Source organism: Catenovulum sp. SX2, assembly GCF_052056295.1.
Taxonomy (GTDB): domain Bacteria; phylum Pseudomonadota; class Gammaproteobacteria; order Enterobacterales; family Alteromonadaceae; genus Catenovulum.
On sequence record NZ_CP182493.1, the window covers coordinates 2,999,840 to 3,015,801 of the forward strand.

Annotated in this window: 16 protein-coding genes; 9 read left to right on the forward strand and 7 right to left on the reverse strand. The window is 40.6% G+C overall.

All coding sequences use genetic code 11. The features are described 5' to 3' along the window. Window positions 1-3 precede the first annotated feature (3 nt). Window positions 4-1,233: a GAK system CofD-like protein gene (locus ACMZOO_RS12530; RefSeq protein ID WP_440903672.1), complete on the reverse strand. Its 1,230-nt coding sequence runs from the start codon at window positions 1,231-1,233 to the stop codon at window positions 4-6. 138 nt (window positions 1,234-1,371) lie between these two features. Here ACMZOO_RS12530 and proB point away from each other — a divergent pair, with 138 nt between their 5' ends. From proB to prlC, 4 genes are all read left to right on the forward strand, one after another. After that, entirely contained in the window at window positions 1,372-2,472 is a 1,101-nt protein-coding gene (gene proB, locus ACMZOO_RS12535; RefSeq protein WP_440903673.1) for a glutamate 5-kinase, read from the forward strand. A 17-nt stretch (window positions 2,473-2,489) separates the two neighbouring features. Then, window positions 2,490-3,740: a glutamate-5-semialdehyde dehydrogenase gene (locus ACMZOO_RS12540; protein ID WP_440903674.1), complete on the forward strand. Its 1,251-nt coding sequence runs from the start codon at window positions 2,490-2,492 to the stop codon at window positions 3,738-3,740. A 230-nt stretch (window positions 3,741-3,970) separates the two neighbouring features. Further along, complete coding sequence (locus ACMZOO_RS12545) at window positions 3,971-4,225, forward strand: DUF3862 domain-containing protein (protein ID WP_440903675.1); 255 nt, start codon at window positions 3,971-3,973, stop codon at window positions 4,223-4,225. A 445-nt stretch (window positions 4,226-4,670) separates the two neighbouring features. Then, window positions 4,671-6,719, forward strand: a complete 2,049-nt coding sequence (gene prlC / locus ACMZOO_RS12550) for an oligopeptidase A (RefSeq protein ID WP_440903676.1) — start codon at window positions 4,671-4,673, stop codon at window positions 6,717-6,719. A 259-nt stretch (window positions 6,720-6,978) separates the two neighbouring features. Here the strand turns inward: prlC and ACMZOO_RS12555 are convergent, their stop codons facing one another. Further along, window positions 6,979-7,533 carry a YfaZ family outer membrane protein gene (locus ACMZOO_RS12555; protein WP_440903677.1) on the reverse strand — a complete coding sequence of 185 codons (555 nt, stop codon included), beginning with the start codon at window positions 7,531-7,533 and terminating at the stop codon, window positions 6,979-6,981. A 195-nt stretch (window positions 7,534-7,728) separates the two neighbouring features. Between ACMZOO_RS12555 and moaE the strand changes: the two genes are divergently transcribed. The 3 genes from moaE to pyrE all read left to right on the forward strand — a co-directional run bounded on the left by moaE (window position 7,729) and on the right by pyrE (window position 9,657). Continuing rightward, a complete protein-coding gene (gene moaE, locus ACMZOO_RS12560; protein ID WP_440903678.1) occupies window positions 7,729-8,187 on the forward strand; it encodes a molybdopterin synthase catalytic subunit MoaE in 459 nt (152 codons plus the stop codon). Window positions 8,188-8,277: 90 nt separating this feature from the next. Then, window positions 8,278-8,991, forward strand: a complete 714-nt coding sequence (gene rph / locus ACMZOO_RS12565; protein ID WP_016955176.1) for a ribonuclease PH — start codon at window positions 8,278-8,280, stop codon at window positions 8,989-8,991. A 12-nt stretch (window positions 8,992-9,003) separates the two neighbouring features. Next, window positions 9,004-9,657: an orotate phosphoribosyltransferase gene (pyrE, locus tag ACMZOO_RS12570; protein WP_440903679.1), complete on the forward strand. Its 654-nt coding sequence runs from the start codon at window positions 9,004-9,006 to the stop codon at window positions 9,655-9,657. Window positions 9,658-9,701: 44 nt separating this feature from the next. Here pyrE and ACMZOO_RS12575 read toward each other — a convergent pair whose 3' ends face one another. The 4 genes from ACMZOO_RS12575 to bioH all read right to left on the reverse strand — a co-directional run bounded on the left by ACMZOO_RS12575 (window position 9,702) and on the right by bioH (window position 12,845). Beyond that, on the reverse strand, window positions 9,702-10,703 hold the full coding sequence (locus ACMZOO_RS12575) for a phospholipase A (RefSeq protein WP_440903680.1): 1,002 nt from the start codon (window positions 10,701-10,703) through the stop codon (window positions 9,702-9,704). A 57-nt stretch (window positions 10,704-10,760) separates the two neighbouring features. After that, window positions 10,761-11,732, reverse strand: a complete 972-nt coding sequence (locus ACMZOO_RS12580; RefSeq protein ID WP_440903681.1) for a putative metalloprotease CJM1_0395 family protein — start codon at window positions 11,730-11,732, stop codon at window positions 10,761-10,763. Between the two features lie 6 nt (window positions 11,733-11,738). Continuing rightward, window positions 11,739-12,017: a hypothetical protein gene (locus ACMZOO_RS12585; RefSeq protein ID WP_440903682.1), complete on the reverse strand. Its 279-nt coding sequence runs from the start codon at window positions 12,015-12,017 to the stop codon at window positions 11,739-11,741. A 75-nt stretch (window positions 12,018-12,092) separates the two neighbouring features. Beyond that, a complete protein-coding gene (bioH, locus tag ACMZOO_RS12590) occupies window positions 12,093-12,845 on the reverse strand; it encodes a pimeloyl-ACP methyl ester esterase BioH (RefSeq protein ID WP_440903683.1) in 753 nt (250 codons plus the stop codon). On the opposite strand from bioH, the gene ACMZOO_RS12595 reads away from it, so the two are divergent. After that, complete coding sequence (locus tag ACMZOO_RS12595) at window positions 12,844-13,593, forward strand: ComF family protein (RefSeq protein ID WP_440903684.1); 750 nt, start codon at window positions 12,844-12,846, stop codon at window positions 13,591-13,593. The genes bioH and ACMZOO_RS12595 overlap by 2 nt on opposite strands. Here ACMZOO_RS12595 and ACMZOO_RS12600 read toward each other — a convergent pair. After that, window positions 13,580-14,464, reverse strand: coding sequence for an isochorismatase family protein (locus ACMZOO_RS12600; RefSeq protein WP_440903685.1), 885 nt, complete (start codon window positions 14,462-14,464; stop codon window positions 13,580-13,582). The genes ACMZOO_RS12595 and ACMZOO_RS12600 overlap by 14 nt on opposite strands. 132 nt (window positions 14,465-14,596) lie before the next feature. Here ACMZOO_RS12600 and ACMZOO_RS12605 point away from each other — a divergent pair, with 132 nt between their 5' ends. Further along, complete coding sequence (locus ACMZOO_RS12605) at window positions 14,597-15,847, forward strand: MFS transporter (protein ID WP_440903686.1); 1,251 nt, start codon at window positions 14,597-14,599, stop codon at window positions 15,845-15,847. The last annotated feature ends 115 nt before the right edge of the window (window positions 15,848-15,962 follow it).

Genomic DNA, 15,962 nt, shown 5'->3' on the forward strand with positions numbered 1-15,962 from the left:
AGTCTAGCGGCACAAATTTAGAAGTGCTTGGCTCAGTCTGTGCGGGTCGTAAAATGGTGCAGACTGTTCGCTAACCAGAGGCAAAATCTCCACTGCTATGCCCAATTCTGCCAACGCTTGATATTGCTCTGCGGTTAGCTGTTTCTGCGCGCTGCGGTCGAGCAATATGCTATCTAATACTGTGTTGATAGGCGTATGTTCAGCGAGCTCTTTGGTTAAATAGTGGATTAGCGTATTAATGCAGTCAAATAAGCTCATGCCAAGCTGCTCTGGATCGTTTTGTAAGTTTGGCACATATACTTTTTTAGCTTTACTTTGACTAATAGCTTTGCCGACACCTTGGGTCAATAAATTGGTTATTAAGCTTGAATAAAAGCTACCTGGGGGGTAACAAATTAGTTGGGCTTGCTCAACAGTGTGAACCACATTAGCTGGTGTTTCACAGTGCAACTCTGATAAATATTCGGCGCTGCTTGATAGTTCAACTTTAGTGATTTTACTGCTAATCGGCGACACTTCTTTGCCGGTTAAGTTGTGCTGGCCGAGTATGACTTGCCCATCACTAAGATGTGCTGCTAGGTGACAGTAGCCATCAAGCATAGGAACAACTTGACCTTTTATTGACAATAGCTGGCTAAAAAGGTCGATCGCTGCGGTTAAACTTCTATTATTCATTAAATACGCTGACGCAATGCAAACATTGCCTATGCTGGTATTACGTAAATCAAAGTCTTCAGGGATGACTTGAGCAAAATATTCTAAGCAACTTTGAATTGTCAGTTGCTGATAAGCAGACAGCTGTGCGTACATAGGGTGATCGCTATCACTAAATGCATGTAGTGATTGCCTAAGTGTCGCCGCACTACCTTGTTTAGCGAATCTTAATCCCATAATGCGTGCGACCGCGGCAACATCTTTTTTGTTGTCGTCTGCTAACGCGAGCAATCTATTACGAATATCACCAATTGCAGGCATTAAAAAACATTGACGTAATTTAGCTGTGCAACCGCCAGAGTCTAATGTGGTAATTATATGGCTATGGTTTTGATTATACTGTTTTAATGCTTTGCTAAATCCAGCTAATGCACTACCACCACTAAAAAACACCATTGAAGGTTGATTGTGGTGCGGGCTGTGCTCGGTCTGCGAGGTACTTTTTTCAGACGCTAAATCAAATTTAAAATGTGAGTGTTCTGGAAGCATGCTGTCACAATGTAAGTGTCTAACAATCATAATCGTTTCGCCATAATGCAACATAGATGGTTTGTGGTTAATTCGCAAGCAATATCATATTAATTGTTATCGCCCCCTGCACCTAAAATCTGAATAAGGGTATAATGTTGTTTTTAGATTTGAGTAGGTTGTCACAACATGAGTTGGTTTGACTGGCAAAGAGCTGTTATTAAAGTGGGTAGTGCACTAATAGCACCTGACGGAAAAGGGTGTAGTGGTCAGTATTTGTTGCCCATAGCTCGTTATATTTCTGAATGCCGGTTACAAGGGAAAGAAATTGTTTTAGTTTCAAGTGGCAGTGTCGCAGCTGGCCGTGGCATTATTGCGCATAGTGGCATCCCTTCAATTGCCGAAAAACAAGCTATGGCAGCCGTTGGGCAAACGCGTATGATGGCTAACTGGGCGCGCTTTTTTGATTTTCCTTGTGCTCAAATTTTATTAACCCATGATGATTTGGCCGATCGCCGCCGTTACGTCAATATTAAAAACACCATTCGTGAGCTGCTAAACAACGGTATTTTACCTATAGTTAATGAAAACGACACTGTTGCGACACAAGAATTAAAAGTGGGTGATAACGACAACTTAGCCGCTTTAGTCTCACAAGTATCAGATGCGGATATGATGATGATATGCAGTGATATAGACGGTTTATTTACCGCCGATCCACGCAGTAACCCTGATGCTAAACTAATCCCAACCGTTGAAAGCATTACCCCTGAAATTTATGCGCTCGCAGGTGGTACAACCAATAAAATAGCCACAGGTGGCATGCGCACAAAAATTGAAGCAGCGGAAAAAGCCACAGTTAATGGGGTACACACCTTAATTGTTAACGGAACCAAAGGCCAAGTATTTGATGGTTTGTTGCAACATGCACCACAAGGCACTTGGTTTAAACGTCAAGCTAGCCCGATAAAAGCGCGTAAACATTGGTTGCAATACACGTTAAAAGCACAAGGCGCAATCATAGTAGACAATGGTGCGGCAAATGCTTTGATTAACAAAGGCGCTTCTTTACTGAGCATTGGTATTAAAGAAACAGACGGCAGCTTTAATAAAGGTGATGCTGTTTATATTAAAGATTTAGCTGGCAAAACTTTAGCTAAAGGTATTTGTCAGTATAGTGATTTAGAGTTAGATAAAATTAAAGGATTACAAAGTCAAAAAATCATCCAAGTCTTGGGTTATTGCCCAAGTGATGTCATTATTCATAGAGATGATTTGGTGATCCTGTAACAAATAAAGGTATAAAGATGAGTTTTTCAATTGCACAAATGGCTAAAGATGCGCGTAAAGCGTCTTTCTCGGTTGCCAATTTGAGTACAGCGCAAAAAGATGCCGCATTATCGGCAATGGCGCAAAAATTAATTGAGCGCACAGAGTTAATTTTAACTGAAAACCAAAAAGATTTAGACGCAGGTAAAGAAAACGGTTTGACCGATGCAATGATTGACCGTTTGCGTTTAACCCCTGAGCGAGTTAAAGATTTAGCTAATGCATTAATTGAAGTAACTACTTTACCCGATCCTGTTGGTACTGTGTCTGATTTAAAAATTAGACCAAATGGCATGCGTGTTGGTCGTATGCGTATACCACTAGGTGTAATTGCTATGATTTACGAAGCGCGCCCAAATGTAACAGCGGAAGCTGCAGCCTTGTGTTTGAAATCAGGCAATGCTGTGGTGTTACGTGGTGGTAAAGAAGCTTTGTTTTCTAACTTAGTGATTGCAAAGTGTTTGCATGAAGCTTTGGTTGAACAAAATATCGATCCAAATGCAATTTGTGTTGTGCCTGATCCTGATCGCGCCATTATGAATGAATTGATGACCTTATCAGATGATATCGACTTAATTATTCCACGTGGTGGCGAAGGTTTAATTCGTTTTGTCACTGAAAACAGCCGCATTCCTGTGATCCAGCATTTTAAAGGTGTGTGTCATTTATATATTGACCAAGATGCTGACAACAAGATGGCGTTGGATTTACTGTTGAATGGTAAAACTCAGCGTACTGGTGTGTGCAACGCGTTAGAAACCTTGTTGGTACATCAAGCTCAAGCGGATAGCTTTTTGCCAATTGCAGCTAAAGCATTAGCCGAAAAGGGCGTGAAAATTCACGCCTGTGAAAAAAGCATAGGTTATTTTGCTGGTGCAGAGCTGGCAACTGAAGATGACTGGCATGCTGAGTATTTGGCTTTAGAAATTGCGGTACGCATTGTTGATGATTTTGACGCGGCAATTAGCCATTTAGAATCTTACAGCTCAGGCCATACTGAAGTGATTTGTACCCAAAGTTACCAAAGAGCTAACGAGTTTACGCGTCGAGTAAATAGTGCGGTTGTTATGGTGAATGCATCTTCGCGTTTTTCTGATGGCGGCCAACTTGGTTTAGGTGCTGAAATTGGTATTTCCACCTCTAAACTGCATGCGTATGGTCCTATGGGTTTAGAAAGCCTAACTACACAGAAATTCATTGTACAAGGCGAAGGTCAGATCCGTCCTTAATCAATATCTCTTGCATACCTCTAGTAGCAGCCGTTATGAATTGCGGCTGCTAACTTTACACTTCTATCATAGCCACTAAAACCAGCCTGATTTTTAAGCTGCTTAACTATTCATTGTGCTATTTTTTAAATTAAACCTTGTAATAATTTAAAAAATATTTAACATCTATGTTACTTTTTTGTGGTTAGATATTTGACCTAAATTTGATTTGATAGAAAGTAGGAGATGTTATGTTAAAGCGCTTAGCAATTTTGGTTGCCTTGATAAGCTTTTGCAGTGGATGCAGCAAAATAACCGCCGATAATTACAATAAGATTAAAGTTGGTATGGAGCTAGACGAAGTTGAAGCTATTATTGGCTCAGCAGACGAATGCTCAGAAGTGATAGGCACTAAACAATGTGTTTGGGGTGACAACAAACGTAATATCAAAATTACCTTTGTTGCTGACGTTGCAACTCTAACTTTGCAAAATGGTCTGAAATAACTTCACGCCACATTCATATTCTGTGTTTCAAGGTTTGCTTTTACGCAAACCTTTTTTGTTTATACCAGCCTAAAATTTATAAAAAGATCCGCTTACCTACCTTGTAATTTATTCTATTCAACCAAATAACTAAGAATAATATGGCGAGAGCTAAATCAATATAAATTACGAGTATCAGAGCCATCACAGACAGTTCAATTCAAGGCGTATCATTGTAGGAATGTAGGTACCTTTCAAAATGATACAACACAGAAGTGGGCTGTCTGTGAGGCTCCTAAAAGGCTGGGCTAAAAGCCATTTATTCTGCGTTAAGTAGGCTTGGCATAGAACCACTATGTCTGTGCCAACTTGCCTTGCCTAAATGGCTTTTATCTCCAGCTGATTATCGCTATTTATATTGATTTAGCTCTATAGTTAAATAGCGTACAACAACAAAGGATCCTAAATGAGTAATCCATTATTATCTGAAGCGAGCTTACCGGAATTTTCCAATATTAAACCTGAGCATATTTTACCTGCGGTAGAGCAAGCGATAGCAGAGTGCAAAACTGTTATCGAGCAAGTGGTGCAACAATCAAACTATACATGGCAAAACTTTGTCCAACCTATTGATGAAGTAGACGACAAACTTAGTCGCATTTGGTCACCAGTGTCACATTTGCATTCAGTTGCGGATAGCGAAGCGTTGCGCCAAGCATATGAAGCTTGTTTACCTTTGTTATCTGAGTATAGTACTTGGGTTGGCCAACATCAGGGGTTGTACCAAGCTTATCAACAAATAGCCGATAGCGAAGATTTTGTCGCTCTTTCTCAAGCGCAGCAAAAAGCGATTAACGATGCGTTACGTGGTTTTAAATTATCCGGCGTCAGTTTACCGGATGAAAAGAAAAAGCGTTTTGGTGAAATTAGCCAAGCTGTGTCTGAGTTAACTACTAAGTTTTCCAACAATGTATTAGATGCAACTCAAGGCTGGCGCAAAGAAATTACTGACGAGCAACAATTAGCTGGTTTACCTGAAAGTGCGATTGCTGCAGCTAAACAAGCGGCGGAAGCAAAATCAGTTGATGGCTGGTTGTTTAATCTTGAATTCCCAAGCTACTTGCCTGTGATGATGTATGCTGATGATCGCAGTTTACGTGAAGAAATGTATCGTGCATTTGCTACGCGCGCGTCAGATCAAGGCCCAAATGCAGGTAAGTGGGACAACTCAGAAGTGATGCAGCAAATTCTTGAGCTTAGATATGAAAAATCACAATTACTTGATTTTGTTAGTTATGCCGACTTAAGTTTAGCGACTAAAATGGCGGAAAACCCACAGCAAGTGACTGACTTTTTGTATGATTTAGCTAACAAGAGTAAAAAACAAGCACAAGCTGAATTGGCTGAATTAACCGAATTTGCCCGTGAGCAACATGGTATTGATAAACTCGAAGCTTGGGATATGAGTTATTACGCTGAGAAACTAAAGCAGCAAAAATACTCAATTTCCGATGAAGTTTTACGCCCATACTTCCCTGAAGAAAAAGTCATTAGTGGCTTATTTGCCACAGCACAGCGTTTATTTTCGATTGAAATTAAACCAAGAGAGGGTGTGCAAACTTGGCATGAATCTGTGCGTTTTTACGATATTTTCTCGGATGATGGTCAATTAAAAGGTAGCTTTTATTTCGATTTATATGCACGTGAAGGCAAACGCGGTGGTGCATGGATGGATGTATGTGTTGGTCAAATGCGTAAAAACGATGGTGAATTACAATTACCAGTTGCGTATTTAACCTGTAACTTCAACAAACCAGTCGGTGATAAACCTGCGTTATTCACCCACAACGAAGTAGAAACTTTATTCCACGAATTTGGCCATGGTTTACACCATATGTTAACCCAAGTGGATGTAAGTGCAGTTGCGGGCATTAATGGTGTAGCTTGGGACGCGGTTGAGTTACCAAGTCAGTTTTTAGAAAACTGGTGCTGGCAGCCTGAAGCACTTGGATTTATCTCTGGCCACTTTGAAACCGGCGAATCTTTACCACAAGATTTGTTGGATAAAATGTTGGCAGCGAAAAACTTCCAGTCAGCTATGATGATGATGCGCCAGTTAGAATTTTCATTATTTGATTTTGAATTGCACCATGAGTTTAAACCTAATGTTGGGTTTGATATTCAGCAAAAAGTAAATCAAGTCCGTGAAACGGTTGCAGTGGTTCGACCGCCTGAATTTAACCGTTTCCAGCATAGTTTTAGCCATATTTTTGCTGGTGGTTATGCTGCTGGTTACTATAGCTACAAATGGGCTGAAGTATTATCGAGTGACGCGTTTTCACGATTTGAAGAAGAGGGGATCTTTAATGCCAAAACAGGCCATGATTTCTTAGAGCATATCTTACAAAAAGGTGGTTCGCAGGAGCCTATGGAATTGTTTAAAGCTTTTAGAGGGCGTGAGCCTAAAGTGGATGCTTTGTTACGCCATAGTGGTATTGAAGTTGAAGCTGCTTAGATATTGCTGTTCGACAAAGTGCAATCAAGCCTAGCTGAAGCATAATTTTTAAAAACGCTGTTCGGGGCTTAATCCAGTTCCGAGCAGACTATTCATCCATGAAGGTCAGGCCCTGTCGTCATCCATGACTCCACCTCATCAAACTGCGAAGCGGTGCTTCGGTTTTGATTCGCCCCTGATAAAGAGGTTTTAAAAATTAGCATTCAGCTAGACTCCGCTAAACACTTTTATCGTTTGCAATGGTGCGTAGCGGTGTAGCTTAAAACTGAAACTCAAAACCTAAATGTAAGCCTTTATCTAAACTAACATTTCTGCCATTTTCAATATTAACTTGGATTCGACGGTAACCCGCAAAAAACGCACCATTTGGCAATAATTGGTAGCTTACTCGCAAGTTTAAGTCTGTTTGATAATCAATATCGTCACTTGCGGTAATACCAGGGGCATAGAAAAACTCAGCTAACAATGAAACGTTTTTAGCATTTGGTACTTGGTATTCAGCATACCCACCTAAGGCAAATGCCTGCATGTTTTCATCGTTAACGTCGTTAAAATAAAGTTTGCCACCTAAACCAGCAGTTACATTTTCTATTTCTTGTACAGGCCCAGCAACAACAGCGCTTACCGCAAATAGGTTTGCATCATCATCTGTAGCTATACCTGTTGCGGTAATTCGTGCGTTTTGCACTAATTTATCTGAACTTATTTCGGCTTTAAACGCATCATTACTGATATCTGCAGTTAGATAGTTAGCAGCAACTGAGTGACTGACTAAAAGAGATGCGCAAAGTGTGGTTAGAGAATATTTCATCATCTGATCCTTATTCCTTATGTTATAGCGCGCATGATATACAAGCGGTATGAATAGTCAAAGGCAAAACTATGAAATGTGATGTTATGCAGAGAATGTTTATCTTTGTGGTGTATCAATAATTTATCGAATATCACAACATTACACAGAAATAGCGTTAAAATGGGGTTTATTAGTATCTGATAAGAGTTGGCTAGCATGACTGATTTAATCAAAGTTCAAAACAACGACTTTAGTGTCGCAGAACAATATCAACAGCTGATTGAAAATAACCAACAAGATGGTGCAGTAGTATTTTTTGTCGGGTTAGTGCGCGACTTCAACCAGCAACAAAGTATTAAGAGTTTAACGCTAGAGCATTATCCAGCTATGACAGAAAAAGTGCTCAAACAAATAGTGGCACAAGCGCGCGAAAAATGGTCGTTAGGCCGTGTTGCAGTGGTGCATAGAGTGGGCACAATGCAACTCGGTGAACAAATTGTATTTGTTGGTGTTACTAGTCAACATAGGCAAGCAGCTTTTGAAGCTGGGCAATTTATTATGGATATACTCAAAACCCAAGCGCCGTTTTGGAAAAAAGAGCAAACCGAGCAGGGCAGTCATTGGGTTGATGCGAAAGAAAGTGATCAAGCGCAAGCACAGAATTGGTTGAAATAGTCTTTATTTAGCTTTTAATTTTTTCATATAGTCGCAGCGTTAGCATATTTCGGTATAATGTCGCCAATTCAAAATTGACAGGAGAGTTTCATGCGCCCAAGTGGTCGAACGTCTAGCCAAATACGCCCTATTACTATTACCCGTGGTTTCACAAAACATGCTGAAGGTTCAGTATTAATCGAGTTTGGTGAAACTAAAGTTATTTGTACCGCTTCAGTTGTTGAAGGTGTACCAAGATTTATGAAAGGCAAAGGTGAAGGTTGGATCACGGCTGAATATGGCATGTTACCTCGCTCAACCCATACGCGTTGTGATCGTGAAGCAGCTCGTGGTAAACAAGGTGGCCGCACATTAGAAATTCAACGTCTAATTGGCCGTGCATTACGTGCTGCGGTTGATTTAAAAGCATTAGGTGAAAACACCATAACTTTGGATTGTGATGTTATTCAAGCGGATGGTGGCACACGTACTGCTTCTATCACAGGTGCTTGTGTTGCTTTAGTTGATGCTTTAGCGCATATGCGTAGCAAAGGTATTCTAAAAACCAATCCATTAAAACATATGATTGCCGCGATTTCTGTTGGTGTATACAAAGGCCAAGTAATAGCTGATTTAGAATACTTAGAAGACTCAGATGCTGAAACAGACATGAATGTAGTTATGGCTGAAAACGGCAAATTAATTGAAGTTCAAGGCACAGCTGAAGGCGAACCGTACAGCTTTGAAGAAATGCAGGAAATGATGGAATACGCGCGCCTTGCATTAAAAGAAATTTTTGATATCCAAAAAGCGGCTTTAGCTTAAGAGGTGACCGAAATGCAAGATTACAAAAAAGCTTTTATTGAATTTGCGTTATCTCGCGGTGTGCTTAAGTTCGGTGAGTTTACCCTAAAGTCAGGTCGTACTAGTCCATACTTTTTCAACGCAGGTTTATTTAAAACCGGTGGTGATTTAGCACAATTAGGTCGTTTTTATGCAGCAGCCTTGCAAGATAGTGGGGTTAAATTTGACGTGTTATTTGGCCCAGCATACAAAGGTATTCCTATTGCAAGTGCCACTAGCATAGCTTTGTTTGATAGCTATCAAAAAGATGTACCTTACTGTTTCAACCGTAAAGAGAAAAAAGATCACGGTGAAGGTGGTACTTTAGTCGGTTCTGACTTAGTTGGTAACATTATGTTGGTTGATGATGTGATCACAGCTGGTACCGCAATTCGCGAATCAATGGAAATTATTCAGCAGCAAGGTGCAAACTTATCTGGTGTGTTAATCGCATTAGACCGCCAAGAAAAAGGCAAAGGCGAACTTTCTGCGATTCAAGAAGTAGAAAGAGACTTCGGCACACAAGTTATCTCAATTATTCAATTAACCGATTTAATTGAATACTTAAAACAAAACAGCCAAGACGCGCAAAGTCAAATCAACTTAGAAAAAGTTCAGGCATACCGCGCTCAATACGGCATCGCCTAGTTAATCCCCGATAAAACAAGGTAGTGATGACTACCTTGTTTTTATTAAAACCAGTCTGCAAGTAAAAAGCCCAAGCTCACTCGATTAACTTTGTGATTGTAATCAATCAAAGCTTCACCATACCCAGTTGAATATTGCACGAACCCTTTTAATTGACTCACTGGCAGTGGAAAACTCCAATTAAGCTCAAGATAACCTTTATTTTTGGTTGTGTTTAAGTTGTTGCGTAACTTAGTTGAAAAGGTATGTTTACCGACCTTATACGCAGCAGATAAATCAAATTTTCCCATATAGTGGTCAGTTGAAGTATCATGCACTTTTAGATGATCACCCGGCATACGTATCCAAGGCCTAAAGGCGATTAACCAGTTTTTATCGCTGAACATTAAGTGAAAGATCACCCGATTCCAACCAAGCGAAAAATTATTGGAGCGACCATTAGATTGATGATTAAACGAAACACCAAAACTATCAATTGGTAAGCCGAACAAACTAGGTGGTTGTTTATTGTCAAAATCTAACATCCACATAACTTCTGGTTCGTAATTGTTTTCGCGAAAGGGTTTTGATGCGTTTTTATTATAAAGTTGCCAAAATGACAGCTGAGTATAATTCATACTAACCACGTCATTTTCCATCAAAACATTTTTGGCCAAAGGTAGCTTAAAACTAATCTGGAACTTTACTTCAACATCATCAATGCCAATACCTTCTTTTGGACTATTAAACAAAATATTTGGATCGCGTGGGTTTTGTTTAGGGTTGTAACTGAGCGGTAAAAAATAACTCGGGCGATAAGATTGCATAATAAACGGCGTATCTGAGGTGGCTTTTTCGAGCTCTCGCCGCTCTTTTTGTAATGATTTTTGTTTGTTTTGCTGGCTTTTCGCATCAAAACAGGCAAGGCGTTTTTCATTGTTAGTAATTTCACTACAAGGTTTTTGTAGTTGGGGGATGATCGCGCTATCGAGCGTGTTTGCTTGAACACTTGCGATCAAAGATGCGCAAAGTGTAAATGCTAGCTGAATTTGTTTTGAGATAGCCATCCTAACCTATTATTTCAATTGAATTTATCTCAAGTATAGCAAGAAATTTAATTAGGGTTAGGCGTAACGGGTAAAATGAGTGGATTGTGGCACACTTGTGCTGTTGTAAAACTTCTGTATGCGCAATGCGCGGGCACTAACGCTTGGGTCGTAATCTTCTGTGCGTGGTTGCACTGTCTCTTCAATATTTAAACTTTGTTTTGGTTCAAAGTTAGGGATAGCATCTTTGACCCCGAAGATAGTTGCAATTGCTTCAGCTTGATTGATTTCTCTATTGGCAGCAACGCCATCAACTTGAGTCGGCTCAGCCACTTTGCTGACACTTTGAATTTCTTCAATTTGTTCTTGCTGTAAATCAGCGCGAGCCTGTTGTGCTTTTTGTGCTGCTTCATTGGCAACTCGTCTATCCGCAGCTGATGGTTCCGCAGGCGCTAACGCAGCACGTTGCACTTGTTCCATTTTACGGATAGTTGCTTGTGGATCGTTTTGAACTTTAGATACATCAATTTTTACTTCGCCGCCAACAGCATAGTTTTTACCGTCCGGTCCACGCTCAAATTCGTAACTCGGAGAACCTGCATATTGACCACCAATGTTAGCGTGCGCTTGTTCATGTGTTCTAACTTCACGATCGCGTTTTTCTAAATCATCAACTTTTTGCTGCTCACCTTCGGATAATTGTTGTCCAGCAGCACCTTTTTGTTGCTTGCCTTGTTGTTGATTTTGGTCTGTCGCTTGTTTGTCGCTACTATCGTCTTGTGGATTATCTTCTGAATGATCTTTGGCATGGCGCTGTTCAATATGCTGTTCATGGCGCTCATGTTTTATAAATTCGTAGGTAACAGGTTGATTGGCTCTTGCTTGGGCACGTTCACGCTCTGAGCCTACACCAGACTCTTTAGCTGACTGCTCGTTTTCAGTAGCTTGGGTAATAGCATCACGTGACAAAGCTTCTTTGCGCGCCGCTTCAGTTTGCGGGTTGGCAATATTCAAGTTAATGTTAACTGGAAACTGAGTCACAATGTTCATTGCGAGTTAAACCTTAATATCAATAATGCTGCCTAAAACTTCGTTTTCAGTTTGCAAAGCTTTAATGTTAGCACTAGCTAAATTTTTATCTTCAACTAAACCGACTAAACTATCGGTTGTAGAAGGCGCTGAAGTTGTTTGTTGGTTTTGATCGGCATCCGCTTGAGTCGGCAAACTATTATCGCGAATATCACGCGCATGTTCTGTTATGCCGTCACTGCTTTTCTGTAAACCTTGCAAACTACTCTGCAAAGCACCAGATAAAGACCCGGATGAAATTTCCATCAAACCACCTCAACTACTCAACCAATGCTTAATTATTAATCAAAATGGGTTGAAAATAAAGCTGTAAACGACAAATTAACCATTGAGCAGCGTCTGCAAATATTTACAAAATTCATCAGCATGTGAAATAAACGGCGCATGTGACGCTTTGTCAAACACATAACTCGTACTTTGTGGGTGTAAGCCCTCGATTTGGCTGATAGCCGCTTTTGGCACTAAGCTGTCTAATTTGCCGTATAGACGATAGGTCGGCGCAGCTATTTGCTGAATTTTCTCACGTAAATCAGCAGTCTGTAATATGACTAATCCAGCTGCGAGTGCTTCTGCATTTGGCTCTTCACAGCTTAGCAATAAGGCTTTTAACGTTTTGATATCTTGTTTTGCATCCGCGCTGCCCATAGCTTGAATGGCTAAGAACCTTTCTAAGGTTTTTTTATAGTCTAATTTTAGTTGCTGCTGAAAGTTGCTTAGTACTTTATTTTGTATGCCCGGCCAGTTGTCGCTAGCTGCAAAAAACGGTGTAGATCCAACTAGTACTAGCTGCTCTACCAACTCTGGTTGACAGATGGCAATTTGCTGCGCAACTAAGCCACCTAATGACCAACCAATAATCATACCTGGTGTTTGCATTTGCGCGGCAACTTGTTGGCTGATTTCAGCTAGGTTATAGTTAGTTGGCAATTGATTGATGCTATTGCCATAACCGGGCAAGTCGAGTGCGATGAGCGGCCGGTTAGTATGTTTGTTTAGTTGCTCAAACGTCGGTTGCCAGACTGCACGGTTCATGCCCCAACCGTGTATAAAATAAATTGGATGATTATTTGCCATGGAACTGCAAAACTACTTTAGTGGATTAAAAAAACTGCCGGCTATTTTAGCACAAGTTTGTGCAAAGCTACCCAGTCAATGTTTCAGTTGTAAAAGCGCAACACAAGCTCAGCATCTTGTTTGTTTATATTGTTTAAATGATTGGCAACTAAGCTCTGAATATCTGGCTTGGCAAGATATTACCAGTGTTTTTGCAGCGCAAAAAAGTATGCAGATTGACGAACTTGAGCATATTTTTTGTTTAACTGAACATATCAGTCCAGTCAGTGAATTAATCTCCAATTATAAATACCGCAGAGATTTAACCGCGAGGACGGCTTTGGCACAGCTGCTATCTGCCAGTTTTTCTAACTGGCAAGACTCTCCACTAGTACAGCTTCAAAGCTACGACTATTTGTTGCCTGTGCCTATGCATTTTACCGCATTGTGGTTGCGTGGTTTTAATCAATCAAAGTGGTTGGCCGAACAGATTGGTTTGCATACACAAGTGCAAGTTTTAGATGCACTGCGAAAAACGCAAGCGACTCAACACCAAGCAAGATTGTCTGGAGGTGCACGTAGACTGCATAAACAGAATATTTATGCAGTTAAAGCCGAATTTGTCGAGCAAGTTAAAGGTAAACGTATTTTGCTGGTTGATGATGTTGTAACCACAGGCACTACGCTTAACTCAATTGCCACTTGTTTATTAGACTATGGTGTATCTGTAGTCGCGGCGGCCACATTAAGCTGGGCTAAATTGAAGTAGCCTTGGCTTCTTCTAATAGGCTATACCAAGCTTGAATGGTTGGATTTAACCCAAGCTGTTGAAAAGTTACGTTAACACCTAAAGCTTGCCACTTTTCAATAAGTTGCATCACTTGAATTGAATCTAAGCCATAATCCAACAGGTTATCGTCTATTGGTAACTCTTCTGTTGGCATTTCTAGCATATCCGCAATATTTTGTTGTAAACCCGCTAATGTTAGTAGCGGATCAGTTGCTGTGCTTGCAACATTATTCAAAATACTCTGACTATCACAAACAAAACCACAGCGGCCTGAGACAAATTCAAGCGCTTTAATATGCTCTTGTTGGTTAAAATCAGCGACACAGTCTGCGAGCATAAAAGGTTTAATGTCGCGCATAAAAGCGTCGTTTGCGCTGATCATGCAGCCGATATTTGCGTATATGCCCACTATGGCTAATTGGTCTATACCTTGGCTTTTTAAAATATCTTCAAGCTCAGAGCGGACGAACGCACTGTAGCGCCATTTGGTTAAAACAATATCATCTTCTTCTGGAGCAAGCGCAGCCACAATTGCTTGTTGTTCTGGTGATTTATTTATACCAGGCCCCCACATATCATTGAGCAAACCGCGCTCATCTAACGATTGATGCTCGGGTTGGGCTGTGTAAATAATCTTAACCCCTTGTGCTTTTAGCTGTGCACGCAACTGCGCAATTTTGCTGATCACTTGTTCGATTAGTGGATTGTTATCGCCATAAAAACGCACAAAGTATTCTTGCATATCGTGAATTAACAAGGCTGCTTGTTGTGGTTGGAAAGTCCATGAAACTTTATTAGTAAATTCATTTGCTTGTGGTGGTGTGTAACTGGCTATTTTTGGAATGCTCAACTGCGTACTCCTAATTGGGTTTGTGTATGTATTAATATGCTAAACTTATAGTCAGTTAAATACAATAAAAATGACAATGGTTATCATTTGCAATAAAATGCAGTTAATTTTAAAAGTTGAAGTGATATTTATATGCAAATTGACAACCAAGCTACAGCACCATCTGCGCCGACATCAGCTCCGCAATGGGTAGAGCATGCAAACGAGCGAACTATTTTATTGATAATTCTGGCACTGAATTGCGTATTTTTAACCACAGCTATGATGGTTATGCCACTTGGCCCTGATATTAGCGATGCATTACAAATGAACCCAGCTTATGTCGGGTATTTAAATGCAGCGGTTACCTTGGCAGCGGCTGTGTCTGGCATTGTATTCGCGCCGTTTTTAGACAAATTTGATCGCCGTCCTTTATTGGTGATCAGCACTATTATTAAATCTGTATTTATTGTCGCAGCCGGTTTTAGTCAGTCTTGGCTAGAACTTATTGTTTGGTTGGTGTTGTCTGCAATATTTGCAGGGCCAGCGACCTCTGCATTAATGGCGAGTGTCATTGATATAGTGCCACCTCAAAGGCGAGGGCGCGCTATGGCTTTGGTTGGTTCGGCGTTTTCTATCTCGGCAATTGTTGGTATTCCGGTTATTCTGCAGCTAGCGCATATGTTTAGTTGGCAGCAGGTATTTATCATTATTGGTGTATTACCCATTGTGATGTCTTTGTTGGTATGGCGAGTATTGCCAAGTTTAACTGCACATAAAAATCAGTCGAAACCGCCTTTTTCTGCACTGTTTAAGCGTCCTGAAATTATCGCCGCTTTTGTATTAGTTGCTTGTCATATGCTTGGCCATTTTATGTTGGTGCCAAACATTGCAACGCATTTAGTATTTAATTTAGATTACCCACGAGATTGGTTAGGGGTTTTATATTTTGCCGGTGGTATTGCGAGTCTATTAGCGCTTAAATTTAGCGGCAAATGGATGGATCAGCGTTCACCTGTGTCGTTAATAATTGCGCTGTCTGTGGTGATTATTGTGGCCATTGTCTTGCTATTTGTTGAAACCACAGTTGTACCGGTTATTTTTGCTTTTATGCTATTTATGGCCGCCACCTCTTCACGGACAAGTTCGACTATGGCGTATGTATCGCGCTTTCCTAAACCTTTTGAGCGCGCTGGTTTTATGTCGTTACAGAATACAGTTACGCAATTAGCAGCGGGTGTTGCTAGTGTATTTGCCGCGCAGTGGTTATCTGCTGGTAGTGAGCTTGCTGATACTGCTGCAGTGGTTGATTTATCCGGCATGAGTTCGTTGGCATTATTTGCAATTGTGTTTATGTGTTTACACCCTGTGGTGTTTATTTGGTTGGTGCGGAAAGCGAGCTAATAGTTGGGTGGCATGGAAGAGCAAGCTGCTTGGGATGTGTTTTGTCAGTTGCTGAGAGTTATGTGCAACATAAGGAAATTACTAGACCATAACTTTCACAAAAACGCTGTTCTGG

Excerpts from the sequence above, each read along its gene's own strand:
- ACMZOO_RS12540 (WP_440903674.1), top strand. The coding sequence starts at position 2,490 with ATGAGTTTTTCAATTGCACAAATGGCTAAAGATGCGCGTAAAGCGTCT.
- ACMZOO_RS12605 (WP_440903686.1), top strand. The coding sequence starts at position 14,597 with ATGCAAATTGACAACCAAGCTACAGCACCATCTGCGCCGACATCAGCT.
- ACMZOO_RS12595 (WP_440903684.1), top strand. The coding sequence starts at position 12,844 with ATGGAACTGCAAAACTACTTTAGTGGATTAAAAAAACTGCCGGCTATT.
- proB (WP_440903673.1), top strand. The coding sequence starts at position 1,372 with ATGAGTTGGTTTGACTGGCAAAGAGCTGTTATTAAAGTGGGTAGTGCA.
- ACMZOO_RS12575 (WP_440903680.1), bottom strand. The coding sequence starts at position 10,703 with ATGGCTATCTCAAAACAAATTCAGCTAGCATTTACACTTTGCGCATCT.
- bioH (WP_440903683.1), bottom strand. The coding sequence starts at position 12,845 with ATGGCAAATAATCATCCAATTTATTTTATACACGGTTGGGGCATGAAC.
- moaE (WP_440903678.1), top strand. The coding sequence starts at position 7,729 with ATGACTGATTTAATCAAAGTTCAAAACAACGACTTTAGTGTCGCAGAA.
- ACMZOO_RS12555 (WP_440903677.1), bottom strand. The coding sequence starts at position 7,533 with ATGATGAAATATTCTCTAACCACACTTTGCGCATCTCTTTTAGTCAGT.
- pyrE (WP_440903679.1), top strand. The coding sequence starts at position 9,004 with ATGCAAGATTACAAAAAAGCTTTTATTGAATTTGCGTTATCTCGCGGT.
- ACMZOO_RS12545 (WP_440903675.1), top strand. The coding sequence starts at position 3,971 with ATGTTAAAGCGCTTAGCAATTTTGGTTGCCTTGATAAGCTTTTGCAGT.
- ACMZOO_RS12530 (WP_440903672.1), bottom strand. The coding sequence starts at position 1,233 with ATGATTGTTAGACACTTACATTGTGACAGCATGCTTCCAGAACACTCA.
- ACMZOO_RS12585 (WP_440903682.1), bottom strand. The coding sequence starts at position 12,017 with ATGGAAATTTCATCCGGGTCTTTATCTGGTGCTTTGCAGAGTAGTTTG.
- prlC (WP_440903676.1), top strand. The coding sequence starts at position 4,671 with ATGAGTAATCCATTATTATCTGAAGCGAGCTTACCGGAATTTTCCAAT.
- ACMZOO_RS12580 (WP_440903681.1), bottom strand. The coding sequence starts at position 11,732 with ATGAACATTGTGACTCAGTTTCCAGTTAACATTAACTTGAATATTGCC.
- rph (WP_016955176.1), top strand. The coding sequence starts at position 8,278 with ATGCGCCCAAGTGGTCGAACGTCTAGCCAAATACGCCCTATTACTATT.